This is a genomic window from Komagataeibacter saccharivorans, assembly GCF_003207825.1.
Lineage (GTDB): Bacteria > Pseudomonadota > Alphaproteobacteria > Acetobacterales > Acetobacteraceae > Komagataeibacter > Komagataeibacter saccharivorans.
On sequence record NZ_NKTY01000002.1, the window covers coordinates 192,174 to 207,709 of the forward strand.

Here is a 15,536-nt window from a genome sequence, read left to right on the forward strand (position 1 = left end):
CGTTCATGCTGATGGTGCTGTCCCGTCTTCGGGTGTCAGGCCGGTTTCGGGCATGGTGCCTGCCTGTCCCGCCGCCTGACGGAAATAGTAGGATTCCGCAATCCTGATGGGCAGCAGGTCCATGAAGCGCGACCCCGCGGCCAGCCACCACGGGAAGAAGATGCGCCGCCTGCCCTCCGCCACGCCGGATATGATGGCGCGTACGGCATCGCCGGTCTGTGTCAGGCCGGGCATGGGGAAAGTGTTGCCTGCGGTCATGGGGGTTGCGACAAAACCGCAGCACACGCTGGACAGGAGGATACCGGCCCGCGCCATGTTGCCGCCCGTCGCCACCATGAAACGGTCCACCGCCGCCTTGGACGCGCAATAGGACGGCGTTCCGGGAAACGAGACAAGCCCCGCCACGGATGACATGGCGCAGATGCGCCCGCGCACGCCATCGCTCCCGCGCGGCTGGGCGCGCATGACCTGCAGCGCCGGAAGCACCGTATTGATCACGCCGTCCACGTTGGTGGCGAACATGCGCCGGATCTGGTCATCCGGTTCGTAGGGGGCTTCCTCGCCGCCCCGGGTGGATGCCGTAATCCCCGCGCAGGCAAAAACGAGGTCAAGCGTGCCCGTGCCGGTTATCCAGTCATCCATGCCCGCGCGTTCGCGCACATCCTGCACCCGGATGCGCGCATCCGCCCCGCGTGCGATGCAGCGTGCCGCCACGTCGCGCAGGTTGGCGTGGTTTCGTCCCCCCAGATGCAGCCTGCGGCCCGGTCGGGCAAGGGCCAGGGCGATGCCGCGTCCGATACCGGAGGAGGCGCCGGTGATGAGTATCGATTCCTGTTTCATGTTCGCAGAATACATACACCCTGTTAGAACTGCGCTACCCCCTTTGCGCAGCCGGCCGGTATTTGTGTACGGCCACCAATTATGGAGAACCGCATGAGCCAGACCTTCAGCCCCCCCCGTGCAACCTCGGCGGTTCCGGTTCGGCGCAGGGGGGTATGTCTGGTTATCTCAGCCCCGTCCGGGGCGGGCAAGTCTACCATCGCCAATGCGCTGCGCGCGTCCGAACCCCAGTTGCTGCATTCCGTGTCCGTCACCACCCGCCAGCCCCGACCGGGGGAAAGTGACGGAATCCATTACCATTTCCGCACCATGGAAGAATTCAGCCGCATGGCGGAAGCAGGCGAGATGCTGGAATGGGCGACCGTATTCGGCCGCGGATACGGCACGCCGCGCGCGCCGGTTGAACAGGCCCTGGCGGAAGGGCGCGACATGGTGTTCGACATCGACTGGCAGGGACACCGCCAGATCCGTGCGGCATTGCCCGCTGATGTGGTCAGCCTGTTCGTCCTGCCCCCGTCCATCGCGGAACTGGAACGTCGCCTGAACGGACGCGCATCGGATGAGGCCGATGAGATCGCGCGCCGCATGCAGGCCGCGCGCGACGAGATCTCGCACTGGAACGAATTCGACCATGTCATCATCAATTCCGAACTGGATCAGGCCATTGCGGAAGCCCGCGCCGTGCTGGTCGCGGCCCGGCTGCAACGTCACCGCCAGATCGGACTGACGGATCTGGTGGCCAGTTTCGGGGTCTGACACGGCAGGCTGCATGGTACGGCGTGGGGGTTACGCCGCTGGCATGTGTTTCATGCGATAGCATTGATGGACAAGCGGCATGAAATGCGGGGATATGCTTCCGCCTGCCGCGTGCATGCCTTTTTAATTTCCCTGCCGGATCATCATGCCTGCTCCTCGCCCGTCCGATTCCGCCCTGCCATTCTGGATGATTGCCCTGCTGGGGCTGCTGACGGCAATCGGGCCCCTTGCCACGGATATGTACCTGCCCGCCTTTCCGGCCATGGATCAGGAACTGGCGGGCGGCCAGGCCGGGGCCAGCCAGATCACGCTGGCGGCGTGGTTCGCGGGGCTTGCGATCGGACAGTTCAGCCTTGGTCCCATATCCGACCGGCTGGGACGCCGCATGCCGCTTCTGGGCGGGCTGGTGCTGTTTTCGGTCGGCTCCCTTGGCTGTGCGGAGGTCACGTCATTCAACCTGTTCTGCCTGTGCCGTTTTATCGCGGCACTGGGTGGGGCGACCTGCGCGGTCATTCCACGCGCCATCGTGCGCGACGTGGCGACCGGGGCGACCTGTGCGCGGATCATGTCGCAGCTTATGCTGGTTTTTGGCGTCATGCCCATACTGGCGCCCTCGCTGGGCAGTCTGGTGCTGTCCGTCGGGCACTGGCGCTGGATTTTCTGGATTGCGGTCTGGTACGGCGTACTGGCGCTGGTGGTGGTGGTGGCGACGCTGGGCGACACCATGCCACGGGAAAAACGGATCACCTTTTCCGCTACCGGCATGATTGCCCGCTACGCCGGGCTGGTGCGTGAGCCGGTGTTCATGTCCAGTGCGCTGATCAACAGTTTTTCGTCCTTCATCATGTTCGCCTACATCACCTCGGCACCCATGGTGTTTGAACACCTGCTGCATTTCACGCCCGGTCAGTTCGGGGTGTTCTTTGGCCTCAATGCGGGCATGTTCATCGCCACGGCCCAGCTTAATGGCATGCTGGTGCATCGCGTGTCGCTGTCGCGCCTGCTGGACCGGGGGGTGGTGGGCTGCCTGCTGGCCGCGCTGACCTGTCTTGTCCTGTCGCTGGCGGGTGTGGCGGGTCCGGCGCATCCGCTGCTGGTCTGCGTGCTGATCATGTGCATTACCGCCTCGCTGGGGTTTGTGGGACCCAATGCAACGGTCATGGCCTTTACCCATCACGGCCACCAGATTGGCAGCGCGTCGGCGCTGATGGGCACGATCCAGTTCTCCCTCGCCGCAGGCAGCGGCTTCATTCTGGGCCATGTGCCATTCCACAGCCCCGCGCCTCTGGCCGTGGTGGTGATGGGCGGGGGAACCTGCATGGGGCTGTGCAACATCTGGCGCCATGCCTGTGACCGCCGCACCCACGGACGGAAATAGGGGCGCACGGAGGGGCGTTTTCCCGCCTCCTCAGACCGGCTGCCGGTCCGCGATATCGCGTAGTGTCCGCCCCAGTTCGGTCTTTTTCATCTGCCCGGCCAGCGTGCGGAGCTGGCTTTCGTTTATGTAGCCCATGCGGAAGGCCGTTTCCTCTGGCGATCCGACCAGCATGCCCTGACGTGACTGCACGGTATGGACGAATGATCCCGCCAGCATCAGGCTTTCGGGCAGGCCCGCATCCAGCCATGCGCAGCCGCGCCCAAGCCGTTCGACATGCAGCGTGCTGTCTTCAAGATACAGGCGGTTGAGGTCGGTGATTTCCAGTTCACCGCGTGCGGAGGGGTGTAGGCGGGTGGCAAACTCTCCCACCCGTCCATCGTAGAAATAAAGGCCGGTCACAGCCCAGTTGGAAGGGGGGTGTTCAGGTTTTTCCACAATGTCCAGCGCCCGGCCATGGCGATCGAACGTCACGACCCCATAGCGTTCGGGATCGCGCACCTGATAGGCGAAAACCGTCGCCCCATCGGGCCGGTGGGCCGCGGTGCGCAGCATGGCGGGCAGGTGATCGGCGAAAATCAGGTTGTCACCCAGTATCAGGGCGCACGGTGCCCCCGCCAGCCAGTCACCCGCGATCAGGAATGCCTGCGCAATGCCCTGTGGCGCGGGCTGGATACGGTAGGTGAAGCGGACACCGAACTGCGCGCCATCCCCCAGCAGGCGCTGGAACTGCGGCAGGTCCTGTGGCGTGGAAATGATCATGATATCGCGGATACCCGCCATCATCAGGGTCGATAGCGGATAATAGATCATCGGCTTGTCATAGACCGGCAGCAACTGCTTGCTGGTCGCCAGCGTCATGGGATGCAGGCGCGTGCCCGATCCCCCTGCCAGCAGGATGCCCCTGGTAGCAGGCTTCTGCCCTTCGTCATGCTGCATCATGCCACCTGTCCAAGCCGCTGGCCGCCATAGCGCCGGTTACGGATGGCCTGCCACCACGGCGCATGGTCGAGATACCAGCGCACGGTCAGCCTTATGCCGCTTTCAAAATCATGTCGTGCCGTCCAGCCCAGCGCCTGTTCCGCATGGGATGGGTCGATTTCATACCGGAAATCGTGGCCCGGCCTGTCCTGAACATGTTCGATCAGCCGCGCATGCGTTCCCATCGGGTCGGGGCGCAGTTCATCCAGAATGTCGCAGATGGTGCGGACGACCTGCAGGTTGGTGCGGGGCTGGCGGCTGCCTATGGCATAGGTTTCGCCCGGCTGGCCCCGTTCCACGGCGCATACCAGCGCCTGTGCATGGTCGTCCACGAACAGCCAGTCACGGATATTGTCGCCCGCGCCATAAATGGGCAGGGCGCGGCCCTCGATGGCGTTGATTATCGTCAGCGGCACAAGTTTTTCAGGGAAATGCCAGAGACCGTAATTATTGGTGGTGTTCGTAATGAAGGTCGGCAGGCCGTAAGTATGCCGCCATGCCCGCACCAGATGGTCGGATGCCGCCTTGCTGGCGGAATAGGGGCTGCTGGGGCTGTAGGGCGTGGTTTCGGTAAAGGGTGGATCGTCCGGACCAAGCATGCCGAACACCTCATCGGTGGAGACATGATGGAAGCGGAAACTGTCCCGCAGCACGGGGGGCAGCGCCTGCCAGTAGATGCGCGCGGCCTCCAGCATGGAAAAGGTGCCCGTCACATTGGTCTGGACAAAGGCATGCGCGCTGTCGATCGAACGGTCCACATGGCTTTCGGCCGCCAGATGCATCACCGCATCGGGCTGGAAGGCCTCAAATGCCGCCAGCACGGCGGACGTATCGCATATGTCGCAATGCCGCATGCGATAGCGGGAGGAAGAAGTCGCTTCCTCCACCGCATGCGGGCTGGCGGCATAGGTCAGGCAGTCGATATTCAGGATTTCATGGCGCGTGTGTCTGATCAGATGGCGCACGACCGCCGACCCGATAAACCCGCACCCGCCGGTTATTAAGATGCGCATGGGAATCCACCACATTAAAAATCGTAGCAGACAGGTAAAATATTAAGATCCCACAAATATCCGCCCTGTATTTCCCGTTACATGACCGGGGGCGGCTGACTGTGGGGCCGGTCAGGCGCGCCGCGCGGGTGGGATATGTGATTTACGGAATGTCAGCATGCTGCGAACATATGACCAAATACGATATAACAGGGTTATTGCACGTCCCCGACCAAGGTAGCCTGCCTGCATGATGTTTCCGATGCGCCTGATCCGGTTGCGTTTCCTGGTCCTGACCATCCTGTTCATGACGCAGGGTGGTGCCCGTGCGGGGGCCACCTCCGTCCCCGATGCCGCCAGCATGCTCCAGCATGACATGCAGCACGAACTTGGTGTCCGGCAGATGCGCCCGCGCCAGACACAGCGCGCCATGGCCCTGACGGTCGATGTGCTGGATCAGGCCAATGGCTGGCCGCAGGATGCGGAAATCGTGCTGGTGGTGGACCGTGCGCCCACCGTTCAGCTCATGTGGTTCGTGCTGGCTGATACGGCGGCCCATCAACTGACCCCGCTGGGCATGGTGGCGGTCAGCACGGGCCGACCGGGGCGGAAGGAACATTTCCGCACGCCGGTAGGCATCTTCGTCAATGATGGCCAGATTTACGGGTATCGCGCACTGGGCACCAAGAACGAACACGGCATACGCGGCAATGGCGAAAAGGGCATGCGGGTATGGGATTTCGGCTGGCAGACGACAGAGGACTGGCGGCGCAAGGGAAGCGTGGCGGTCGTCCGGCTGGAGATGCATGCCACGGACCCGACCTTCCTTGAATCCCGGCTGGGGCAGGCGGATTCGGAAGGGTGCATCCGTATCCCGGCGCGCGTGAACAGTTTTATCGACCGCCATGGCCTGCTGGACCGCCAGCTTGACCTGATCGCGCAGACCGACCCGCAGAAGGCGCGCGGCGTGCGCGCCCTGCTGGGCGCGGAACATGTCCCCACAGCGCTGGAAGGGGACCGGGTGATCGTGATCGACACGTCCGATCCCCAGGCCCCCCTGTCCGATCCGGCGCAGGCCCAGAAAATACAGGCTGATTTTGCCCAGTTCCTTGCAGCGTCCAATACAGCGGGCCAGCCATCCCCCGCGGCACAATCTCCATCCGCACCGCCGTCAGCCGGGCCGCGTCCCATCGCGCAACTGCCGTCCCGACCGCAACCCGCTGTCGCCTATGTCCCGCCGCCGGCGCCCACCGGGCAACGGCCTGCCGTGCCCCCGACCCCTGTTGTGCCGCGTCCGGTGCCCCCGCTACCGCCTGCGCAACAGCCACAACCGGCACCTGTGTCACCGCCCCCACCTGTAGTAACGCCCCAGCCGGTCGTGCAGCCGCCGGGACCTGCTTCCCCGCCGGATGACAGACCGCCACGCCCGCCCATGCGCATCGTGCCGCTTCCCCCGTCGCCCGGTGACGCGCCTGCGCCCGCTCCGCAGGAATCTGCGCCGGAGCAGCAGGCCGGGTCAGGCTGAATACGGGCATTGTGGCGCCTGCCATATCAGGCGTTCTCATGGGGTAATAAGGCTGGCCCTTCCTTCCTTAATTCCCATAAAAAAAGGGGGCATTGCTGCCCCCTTTCCTGACCGGAGTGATGCCGGCGACTGGTTCAGGACCAGCGCCAGTTGCGTACTTCCGGCAGGTCCTGTCCATATTCCGCCACGTAGCGGTGGTGTTCGTTCAGCTTGTCGCAGATCGCCTCGTTGGCATAGGCCGCCTTGGATGCAAGACCCGGCACCCGGCGGATCACGTTCTGCACCAGATGGAACCGGTCGAGGTTATTGCGCACGGTCATGTCGAACGGCGTGGTGGTGGAACCTTCCTCACGGTAGCCATGCACGTGGAAGTTACGGCAGTTGGTCCGCTTGTAGATCAGCTTGTGAATCAGCGCCGGATAGCCGTGGAAGGCGAAGATGACCGGCTTGTCCGTGGTGAACAGGCTGTCGAAGGTGAAGTCATCCAGCCCGTCCGGGTGCTGGGACTGTGATTCAAGGGTTAGAAGGTCCACCACGTTGACCACGCGGATTTTCAGGTCCGGCACGTGATGGTTCAGGATCTGCACCGCAGCCAGAGTCTCCATGGTCGGCACGTCACCCGCGCAGGCCATGACCACATCGGGTCCGCTGTCCTTGTCGTTACTGGCCCATTCCCAGATACCGATGCCCTTGGCGCAATGGTCGATGGCGGAATCCATGTCCAGCCACTGCGGTTCGGGCTGCTTGCCCGCCACGATCACGTTCACGCGGTCCCGGCTTTCAAGGCAGGTTTTGGCCACACACAGCAGGGTGTTGGCATCAGGCGGCAGGAACACCCGTACCGTCTTGGCCTTCTTGTTCAGCACATGGTCGATGAAGCCGGGGTCCTGATGGCTGAACCCGTTATGGTCCTGCCGCCAGACATGCGATGTCAGCAGGTAGTTGAGTGAGGGGATCGGCGCGCGCCATGCCACTTCATCCGCCTGCTTGATCCACTTGGCGTGCTGGTTGACCATGGAATCCACGATGTGGATGAACGCCTCATAGCATGACAGGAAGCCATGGCGGCCCGTCAGCAGGTAGCCTTCCAGCCAACCCTGACAGGTATGCTCGCTCAGGATTTCCATGACATGGCCGTCCACCGACAGGTGGTCGTCATAATCAAAGGTCTCGGCGTTCCATGCGCGGTTGGTGACATCCAGCACGGCGTTCAGGCGGTTGGAATTGTTTTCATCCGGCGCCAGCACGCGGAAATTGCGCGCACCCAGATTCGCCTTCATCACATCGCGCAGCCAGCTACCCAGCACGCGCGTGCCTTCGCCCAGTTCATGCCCCGGCGAGGATACGGTAACGGCATAATCCGCAACATCGGGCATGCGCAGGTCGCGGCTCAGCAGGCCGCCATTGGCGTGCGGGTTGGCGCTCATCCGGCGGTTGCCCTTGGGGGCAAGGGCCGCGATTTCAGGCAGCAGGGTGCCGTTTTCGTCAAACAGCTCTTCCGGCCTGTAGCTATGCAGCCAGGTGTCGAGCAGCTTCAGGTGCTCGGGATTGGTCATGTCGGTAATGGGCACCTGATGGGCGCGCCAGTACCCTTCGACCCGCAGCCCGTCCACCGTCTTGGGGCAGGTCCAGCCCTTGGGCGTGCGCATGATGATCATGGGCCAGACCGGGCGCGCGGTCTGGTTCTGCTCACGCGCGGCCTTCTGGATCTGTGCGATTTTCGCAAAGGCCGTATCCATCGCCACGGCCATCTTCTGGTGCATGGTGTCGGGATCGTCACCTTCCACCACGATCGGCTCATAGCCGTAGCCACGGAACAGGCTCAGCAGTTCTTCGGCGGGGATGCGGGCCAGCACGGTGGGGTTGGCGATCTTGTAACCGTTCAGGTGCAGGATCGGCAGGACCGCGCCATCGGTCTTGGGGTCAAGGAACTTGTTGCTGTGCCACGATGTCGCCATCGGGCCGGTTTCGGCTTCGCCATCACCCACGACGCAGGCCACGACCAGATCGGGATTGTCGAACGCCGCGCCATAGGCATGGGACAGGGAATAGCCCAGCTCGCCGCCTTCATGGATGGAACCTGGCGTGGTGGGGGCCGCATGGCTGGGAATCCCGCCGGGGAAGGAGAACTGCTTGACCAGTCTGGCCAGCCCGTCCGCATCCTGCGTCACGGCGGGGAAATACTCGCTGTATGTCCCTTCCAGATAGGTGCTGGCGATCACGCCCGGCGCCCCGTGGCCCGGCCCCGCCACGAACAGGATGCTACGGTCCTGTTCACGGATGATGCGGTTGAGGTGCAGGTAAAGGAAGTTCAGCCCCGGTGTGGTGCCCCAGTGCCCGAGCAGGCGCGGCTTGGTATGTTCCAGCTTCAGCGGTTCACGCAGCAGCGGGTTCGCCATCAGGTAGATCTGGGCAATCGAGAGGTAGTTTGCTGCATGCCACCACTTGTTGAAAAGCGCGACATCCGCTGTGGACAGCGGGTTCGCGGATGCAGTTTCACTCATTTGCGTTCCTTCCGAGATATTCCATCCCTGTGCGGCCTGCGTTCAGGCCAGGCACATCAGCACATGCCGACGGATTGTTGTTTCCTCATCGGTGGGAATGACCCGCACCTCCACAGCACTGTCGGGCGTGCTGATGATGTCCCGATGCGCGGCATTGGCCTGCGCATCAAGGCGGATACCCGCCCATTCCAGCCGCGCGCAGATCGCAGCGCGGATAATTGCGTCATTTTCCCCGATGCCGGCGGTGAACACCAGCCCGTCCAGTCCCTGCAGCGCGGCCATCATGGCGCCTGCTTCCTGGGCGAAGCGGTAGGTGAACAGGTCCAGCGCCTGCGTCACTTCCGGGCTGATCGCCGCACGTGCGTGCAGGTCGCGCATATCGGCGGATACACCCGAAACACCCAGCAGGCCGGAGCGATGATAGAGAATGTTCTCGATTTCCGCCGCGCCCAGCCCTTCCTCGCGCAGCATGTACAGGATCACGCCGGGGTCCAGATGGCCGCAGCGCGTGCCCATCACCAGCCCGTCCAGCACTGAAAAGCCCATGGTCGTGTCCACGCTGCGGCCGCCGCGCATGGCGCACAGGCTGCCGCCACTGCCGATATGGGCCACAATGGCCCGCCCTTCCGACAGGCGCGGCGCGCAGTCATGCAGGGCCGATGCGATATATTCATAGGACAGCCCATGGAATCCGTACCGGCGCACCCCGCGCGCGGCATATTCGCGGGGCAGGGCCTGCGCCTGCGCCACGGCGGGCATGGTGTGATGGAAACCGGTATCGAAACACGCGACCTGCGGCAGGTCGGGTTTCTGCGCCAGCAGGGCGCGGATCGGGGCCAGACTGCCGGGCTGGTGCAGGGGGGCGAAGGGGGTCAGGGCCGTGAGCCGGTCCAGTATGTCGGGCGTGATCCGCACGGGGGCGATGAATTCCGGCCCGCCATGCACGACGCGGTGGCCGACCGCCATAAGATCTACATCCCCAAGCTGCCTGCCGACCCAGTCCATAAGGGTGGCCATGGGGCCGTGATGGGCATCGTCGCCCGCCTGTCCGGTCGTGGCGGGGTCCCAGCGTTCGTCCACCAGCGTATGGCCGCTGGCATCATGGGCGATGAAATGGGGGTGGGTGCCGATGCCTTCCAGTTCGCCCGATGCAATGCGGTGGCTGGGCGCTGTAGCCCCCTCGCCCTTTTCTATGGAAAACAGGGCAAACTTCAGGCTGGACGATCCTGCGTTCAGCGCCAGTACAGCGCGTGTCATGCCTGTCTCCCCTTAATGTCTTTGTCTGGCCTGCGCCATGTCACGCCGATATGGCGTGTCTGACATTGATGCGAATCAATTGCCTGCATCGCGGGCAGCGTCAAGGAAGGGTGCGTGCTGGCAGATTTCCCCTCAGCACATACGCCCGGAGTGGTGGATCACGCGGCGTATGGTCAGAAAGTATTTTTAAATCAGCGCGTTAAAATATTTCTGCCCCCGCTTTCTTCATGGCTGCCCGCCATGTTCCCACGGGCGGCGGGGGCGCGCATATCACATCCGCGTGGCGCAGGACGCGACCGGATCAGCCAAAACGCCGGGCCAGTGCGGCCTGTGCCGCCTTGCGGGCATGGCCCGCGTCCCGACCGACGCGCATCAGTGCTGGAATCTGCAACGGATCGCACAGGATGCTGCGCGTAAGGGCGCCAACGGCCAGTCGGCCATCGGGGCGCAGGGCCACGACGGCGGCAGGCGGCAGGGTGCGGTCCGCCGGGTCGCACACGACGCGCATCACGGCAAAGGGCACCTTGCGCGCGGCGGCCATTTCCGCGACCACGCCACTTTCCATATCCAGCGCCACGCAGCCGGTCTGGCGGAACAGGGCGGTCTTGCGCGTCGCGGCGGTGACGATCACGTCGCTATGCAGCAGGTCGCCGCCAACCACGTCCGCCCGGTCGGCCCCCAGCCATGACAGCAGGGCAGGGGAGGCGGGCAGACGTTCACCATTCACCATCACATTCTGCGGGATGACAACTGCGCCGGGGTCAAGTGCCGGATCAAGCCCCGCCGCCAGACCAAAGGACAGCAGCGCGTCAACGCCACTTTCCAGCAGGTCCAGCACCACCTGCCGCGCGCCGGACAGGGTCGCGCCGCTCAGCCCGAAACGCGCATCGGGCAGGAAGGGACGGATCAGCGAGGCTTCCGCTTCCATTCCCACCACGATCCCGAGCCGGGAAAAGGGGGACACGGATACAGTATCGGGCATGTCTATCGGTTCCCCCGCGCTCAGAAGCCGTAGCCGACGCGGCCGCTATTGCTGACTTCCAGATTGCGGTAGCGCGACAGCGCCATAAGCGGGAAGAACTGGCGATAGCCGTGGTAGCGCAGATAGAACACCTTGGGGAAACCGACGGCGTTATAGGGTTCTTCCGCCCATTCGCCGTCCTCGCCCTGCGTGCGGCCCAGGAAGGCGATGCCACGGCTTACCGCCGGATCGTCACGCAGGCCCGCCGCCATCATGCCCAGAACGGCCCATGCGGTCTGTGATGGCAGGCTTTCCTTGTATTCGCCCGGTGCAGCCCCTTCGTAGCTGGCGCAGTCCTCGCCCCAGCCGCCATCGGCGCGCTGGTGACTGCGCAGCCAGTCGGTCGCGCGGATGATCATCGGGTCATCATGCGCGATCTGCGCCGCGTTCAGCGCGCACAGGACGGACCACGTACCGTAGATGTAATTGGTGCCCCAGCGGCCGAACCACGAACCGTCCTTTTCCTGCTCATCCCGCAGGTAGGCGATGCCCCGGTCAATGACCGGCTGGTCCTCCGGGTGGCCAAGCTGGGCGAGGAAGGAAATGCAGCGCGCCGTCACATCCGCCGTCGGCGGGTCAAGCAGCGCCCCGTGATCGGCAAAGGGAATATGGTTGAGCAGATCGAGGTTGTTGTCGATATCGAACGCGCCCCAGCCGCCATTCGTACTCTGCATGCCGATGATCCATTCGCGGGCGCGCTCGATGGCTTCCGTATTGGCGGGGTCGCCCTCACGGTGCAGCAGCATGCCGACAACGGCGGTGTCATCTACATCGGGGTAATAATCGTTGGCATACTGGAAGGCCCAGCCACCGGGGCGCAGGTCCGGGCAGTTGACGGCCCAGTCGCCCTTTACGTCCAGAATCTGGCGTTCACGCAGCCACTTGCTGGCGGCGGCCAGTTTTTCCTTCGTCTTTTCCGGGGCGATGCCGTTGGGGCCGGATGCGGCCTCGATCATGGCATGGCCGGCAAGGCCGGTATCCCAGATGGGGGACACGCAGGGCTGGCAGTAAGTTTCGTCGCCCTGATTGACCAGCAGGCGCTGCACCGCGTCCCATGCGGTCTTCGCCCGCGGGTCGCTGTCTGGAATGCCCAGCGCGCGGAACATCATGACGGTATTGGCCATGGCGGGGTAGATGGCCCCAAGCCCGTCCTCGCCGTTCAGGCGGGGTTCGATGAAGTCCACGGCGGCCCTGATGGCCTTGCGGCGTGTCTTTTCGGGGATCATGCGTTCGACGGGACGCAGCACCACGTCCACATACTTGAACACACGGCCCCATACGGAACGGTACGGCCCGCGAATCCAGTCACGAACCTTGCGCGGGGGCGTGACGAACAGTTCCTGCACATGGATGTCGCGCGGATTGATCGCGATGGGACGCAGGGCGGCCAGTACCAGCAGGGGCGCGATCACCGTGCGCGACCAGTAGGACATGTTCCATACGGAAAACAGGGCCGTGCGCGGCAGCAGCATGATTTCCACCGGCATGGCGGGGGCCGCTTCCCACGGCACTTCGCCAAACAGGGCAAGCTGGATGCGGGTGAACACGTTGGTCCGTTCCGCGCCGCCATGATCAAGGATCGCCTGACGGGCGCGCACCATGTGCGGCGCGTTCACGCTGTCGCCAAGCGCCTTCAGCGCGAAATAGGCCTTGACCGAAGCCGACAGGTCGAACTTGCCGTCCTGATAGAGCGGCCATCCGCCATGATCGCCCTGGATGCGACGCAGATAGACACCGATGCGCTGTTCCAGCTCCGGATTGATCCGGTCCAGATAGTGTTCCAGCAGCACGTATTCGGCCGGGATGGTGGCGTCGGCTTCAAGGTCGAAGACCCAGTGCCCGTCATCGGCCTGCCGCCGGCCCAGCGCACCATGGGCGCGGGTTACGGCCTGATCCAGTTCGTCCCGGTCCAGCGGGGCATCCGTTGCCGGACGCGGCGTGCGGGCCGGTCCTGCCGCGCGGGAGCGGGTGGACGCGGGCGTCTTCTTGCGGGGAGCGGTGATTGTCTCGGTTCTCTTGGCCATTATTCCACGTTCCCCGTGTCATGACGGGGGCCTATTCCAAATCCGTACATCATGTTCATTCCGGTCGGCCCGGTGTGCCCCTGCGGGCATGGACAGCCTTCGCCGCCGCGGCACCTGACCTGATCGCACCTTCAATAGTGGCGGGCAATCCCGTTGCCGTCCAGTCTCCTGCCAGCAGCAGGTTGGCCGCCATGGTCCGCGTGCCCGGTCGCAGGCGGTCCTGCGCGGGGGTGGCGGCAAAGGTCGCGCGCTTTTCGCGCACGATGCGCAGCGGCGGCATGGCGACGGGCAGCGGGGCCGTGGCGGCGGGGTCGATCGCGGCGCGCACTTCGTTCCAGATCAGGGCCGCGAGTTCATCCGTATCGCGCCCGTCATAGCGGTTGGCGGCGCTGACCGTGACCGACAGGATACGGTCCTTGACGAAGACCCATTCGCTGATTCCGCCCACAACCCCGATGAAGCGGGCCTGCGCCAGCCCGCCCGTCAGGGTTGGTGCGGCGGGGAGCAGGAAATGCACGTTCAGGATCGACTCGAACGCATCCGGGGCGCTGAAACCGGGCAGTTGCGCGGCCAGCAGTCCCGATGCCACGGGGGCGGGCACCGCCATGATGACCGTATCGCGTTCGCCGATGGCCACCTGTTCGTCACCCAGCCGCAGGGCGGTGACGGTGGCGCCATCCATTTCCACCGCGCTGACGCGGCTGCCCGTGCGTACCGTCGCCTTCAGCACCGACAGATGGGCAAGGGCTGGGTCCACGAAACTTTCGGACAGGCCCTGCTCGGGAAAGCGGGGCAGGCAGTTGCGTCCGCCGCGGGCAAGGCTTTCCTTCACCACGGCCCCCAGCAGTGCCGCGCTGCCGGTATCGGGCATGGTGTTGAGCACGGATATGGCGAAGGGTTCGAGCAGCCGCCGCGACAGGCTGCCCGGTTGCAGGCAGTCGCTCACCACCATATCCGGCGTGGCGTCCATGAGGGCCAGCAGCCCGCGCAGTTCCGCAAGCCGCATGCCCGGCACGCGCCTGCGGCGTGAAAGCACCCACAGCGGCACCCGCCCGCGTGAAAGGTCCAGCGTCCAGCGCAGCCGTTCGGCCAGATCCACGAAGGGGAAGACCGGGCGGCCGGGGCCGACCAGTGTCTTCTGCGCGCCGATCAGGCCAAGATAGCGGTAGACCGCCGGGTTGCCCGACAGCAGGAGATGGTTGCCATTATCGATCCGGCAGCCCAGATGCCGGTCCAGATAGGACCGCGCCCGACCGCCACAGGCCGGACCGGCTTCATAGACCGTAACGCGTTCGCTGCCGCCCGCCAGTTCCACCGCCGCCGACAGCCCGGCCAGCCCGCCACCGATGATATGGACATGTCCGCTCATGTGTCAGCTTACCAGCGCGCGCAGGGCGATCAGCACCTTGCGGGGGCGGGAAAGGGAGACCCGGCGTTCGGGCGTGCCCCAGCCCTGACGTTCCTGCGCGCTGAGGATGGCGGCATAGGTCGCCCCCATCAGGCGGGCCGGGCGCATGGCCGTATGGTCGCACCGGCGCATGGCGGCGGCGGCGGCACGGAAATGGTCATGCGCGCGCCCTGCCAGAATACGCCCGACCTGTTCCAGCGCCGGGGCATGGACCACGGCGGCGGGTTCGGGCGCAATCCCGAAGCGTTCCAGCAGTTCGCGCGGCAGGTACAGGCGGCCAAGGCGGGCATCTTCCGCCACGTCGCGCAGGATGTTCGTGATCTGCAGGGCGCGGCCCAGATGGTGGGCAACCTTGTCCGCCTCGGCGGAGGAATCACCAAACACCCGCACCGAAAGCCGCCCCACGGCGGAGGCCACCCGGTCGCAATACAGGTCGAACGTGGCTTCATCCGGGGCGATGACAGGGCCGCGGGCATCCATTTCCATGCCGTCGATCACGGCGGCGAAGTCGTCCTGCCGCAGGTCGAAGCGGCGGATGGTGGCCAGCAGGACACGGTCGATGCCGTCGCGTGCCTCACCGGCGTAAAGCCGGGCAATGCGCGCGCGCCATTCTTCCAGCCTGCGGCATTTGTCTTCCGCCTCGCCCGCGTCATCCGCCACGTCATCGACCAGACGGCAGAAGGCATAGACCGCGTACATCCCATACCGCCGGTCAGGTGGCAGGATGCGCATTCCCTTGCCAAAGGACGTACCCGACTGCACCACGACCCGCTCAACCGCTGCCAGGTCGGCGGGATCGCAGCCCAGTGCCGGGGCTTCATCATGTCGCGCGCGCAAAAAACCCATTCCCGCG

The 15,536-nt window shown here is 64.7% G+C and carries 12 protein-coding genes; 3 read left to right on the forward strand and 9 right to left on the reverse strand.

Translation table 11 applies throughout. From position 1 onward, the window contains the following. Positions 1-3: 3 nt before the first annotated feature. Complete coding sequence (locus CFR79_RS02730) at positions 4-840, reverse strand: SDR family NAD(P)-dependent oxidoreductase (RefSeq protein WP_162900414.1); 837 nt, start codon at positions 838-840, stop codon at positions 4-6. 93 nt (positions 841-933) lie between these two features. On the opposite strand from CFR79_RS02730, the gene gmk reads away from it, so the two are divergent. Both gmk and CFR79_RS02740 read left to right on the forward strand, forming a co-directional pair. Beyond that, entirely contained in the window at positions 934-1,596 is a 663-nt protein-coding gene (gene gmk / locus CFR79_RS02735; protein WP_110546874.1) for a guanylate kinase, read from the forward strand. A gap of 145 nt (positions 1,597-1,741) precedes the next feature. Continuing rightward, on the forward strand, positions 1,742-2,974 hold the full coding sequence (locus tag CFR79_RS02740; RefSeq protein ID WP_110546847.1) for a multidrug effflux MFS transporter: 1,233 nt from the start codon (positions 1,742-1,744) through the stop codon (positions 2,972-2,974). A gap of 30 nt (positions 2,975-3,004) precedes the next feature. Here the strand turns inward: CFR79_RS02740 and rfbA are convergent, their stop codons facing one another. Further along, complete coding sequence (gene rfbA / locus CFR79_RS02745) at positions 3,005-3,910, reverse strand: glucose-1-phosphate thymidylyltransferase RfbA (RefSeq protein WP_110546875.1); 906 nt, start codon at positions 3,908-3,910, stop codon at positions 3,005-3,007. Beyond that, on the reverse strand, positions 3,910-4,965 hold the full coding sequence (gene rfbB, locus CFR79_RS02750; RefSeq protein ID WP_110546848.1) for a dTDP-glucose 4,6-dehydratase: 1,056 nt from the start codon (positions 4,963-4,965) through the stop codon (positions 3,910-3,912). The genes rfbA and rfbB overlap by 1 nt, the downstream gene beginning before the upstream one ends. 229 nt (positions 4,966-5,194) lie before the next feature. Here rfbB and CFR79_RS02755 point away from each other — a divergent pair, with 229 nt between their 5' ends. Further along, positions 5,195-6,469 carry a L,D-transpeptidase gene (locus tag CFR79_RS02755; RefSeq protein WP_258373386.1) on the forward strand — a complete coding sequence of 425 codons (1,275 nt, stop codon included), beginning with the start codon at positions 5,195-5,197 and terminating at the stop codon, positions 6,467-6,469. Positions 6,470-6,603: 134 nt separating this feature from the next. On the opposite strand, the gene CFR79_RS02760 is transcribed toward CFR79_RS02755, so the two are convergent. The 6 genes from CFR79_RS02760 to hpnD form a co-directional block, all read right to left on the reverse strand. Beyond that, positions 6,604-8,973: a phosphoketolase family protein gene (locus CFR79_RS02760; protein ID WP_110546849.1), complete on the reverse strand. Its 2,370-nt coding sequence runs from the start codon at positions 8,971-8,973 to the stop codon at positions 6,604-6,606. A 42-nt stretch (positions 8,974-9,015) separates the two neighbouring features. Next, a complete protein-coding gene (locus tag CFR79_RS02765) occupies positions 9,016-10,230 on the reverse strand; it encodes an acetate/propionate family kinase (RefSeq protein ID WP_110546850.1) in 1,215 nt (404 codons plus the stop codon). A 301-nt stretch (positions 10,231-10,531) separates the two neighbouring features. Continuing rightward, the gene (locus CFR79_RS02770; RefSeq protein ID WP_110546851.1) at positions 10,532-11,212 is read right to left on the reverse strand and encodes a phosphorylase family protein; all 681 of its coding nucleotides are present in this window, start codon (positions 11,210-11,212) and stop codon (positions 10,532-10,534) included. Between the two features lie 20 nt (positions 11,213-11,232). Next, positions 11,233-13,275 carry a squalene--hopene cyclase gene (gene shc / locus CFR79_RS02775; RefSeq protein ID WP_102324918.1) on the reverse strand — a complete coding sequence of 681 codons (2,043 nt, stop codon included), beginning with the start codon at positions 13,273-13,275 and terminating at the stop codon, positions 11,233-11,235. A 55-nt stretch (positions 13,276-13,330) separates the two neighbouring features. Then, on the reverse strand, positions 13,331-14,644 hold the full coding sequence (hpnE, locus tag CFR79_RS02780; RefSeq protein WP_102324917.1) for a hydroxysqualene dehydroxylase HpnE: 1,314 nt from the start codon (positions 14,642-14,644) through the stop codon (positions 13,331-13,333). Between the two features lie 3 nt (positions 14,645-14,647). Continuing rightward, a complete protein-coding gene (gene hpnD / locus CFR79_RS02785; RefSeq protein WP_102324916.1) occupies positions 14,648-15,529 on the reverse strand; it encodes a presqualene diphosphate synthase HpnD in 882 nt (293 codons plus the stop codon). Positions 15,530-15,536 lie beyond the last annotated feature (7 nt).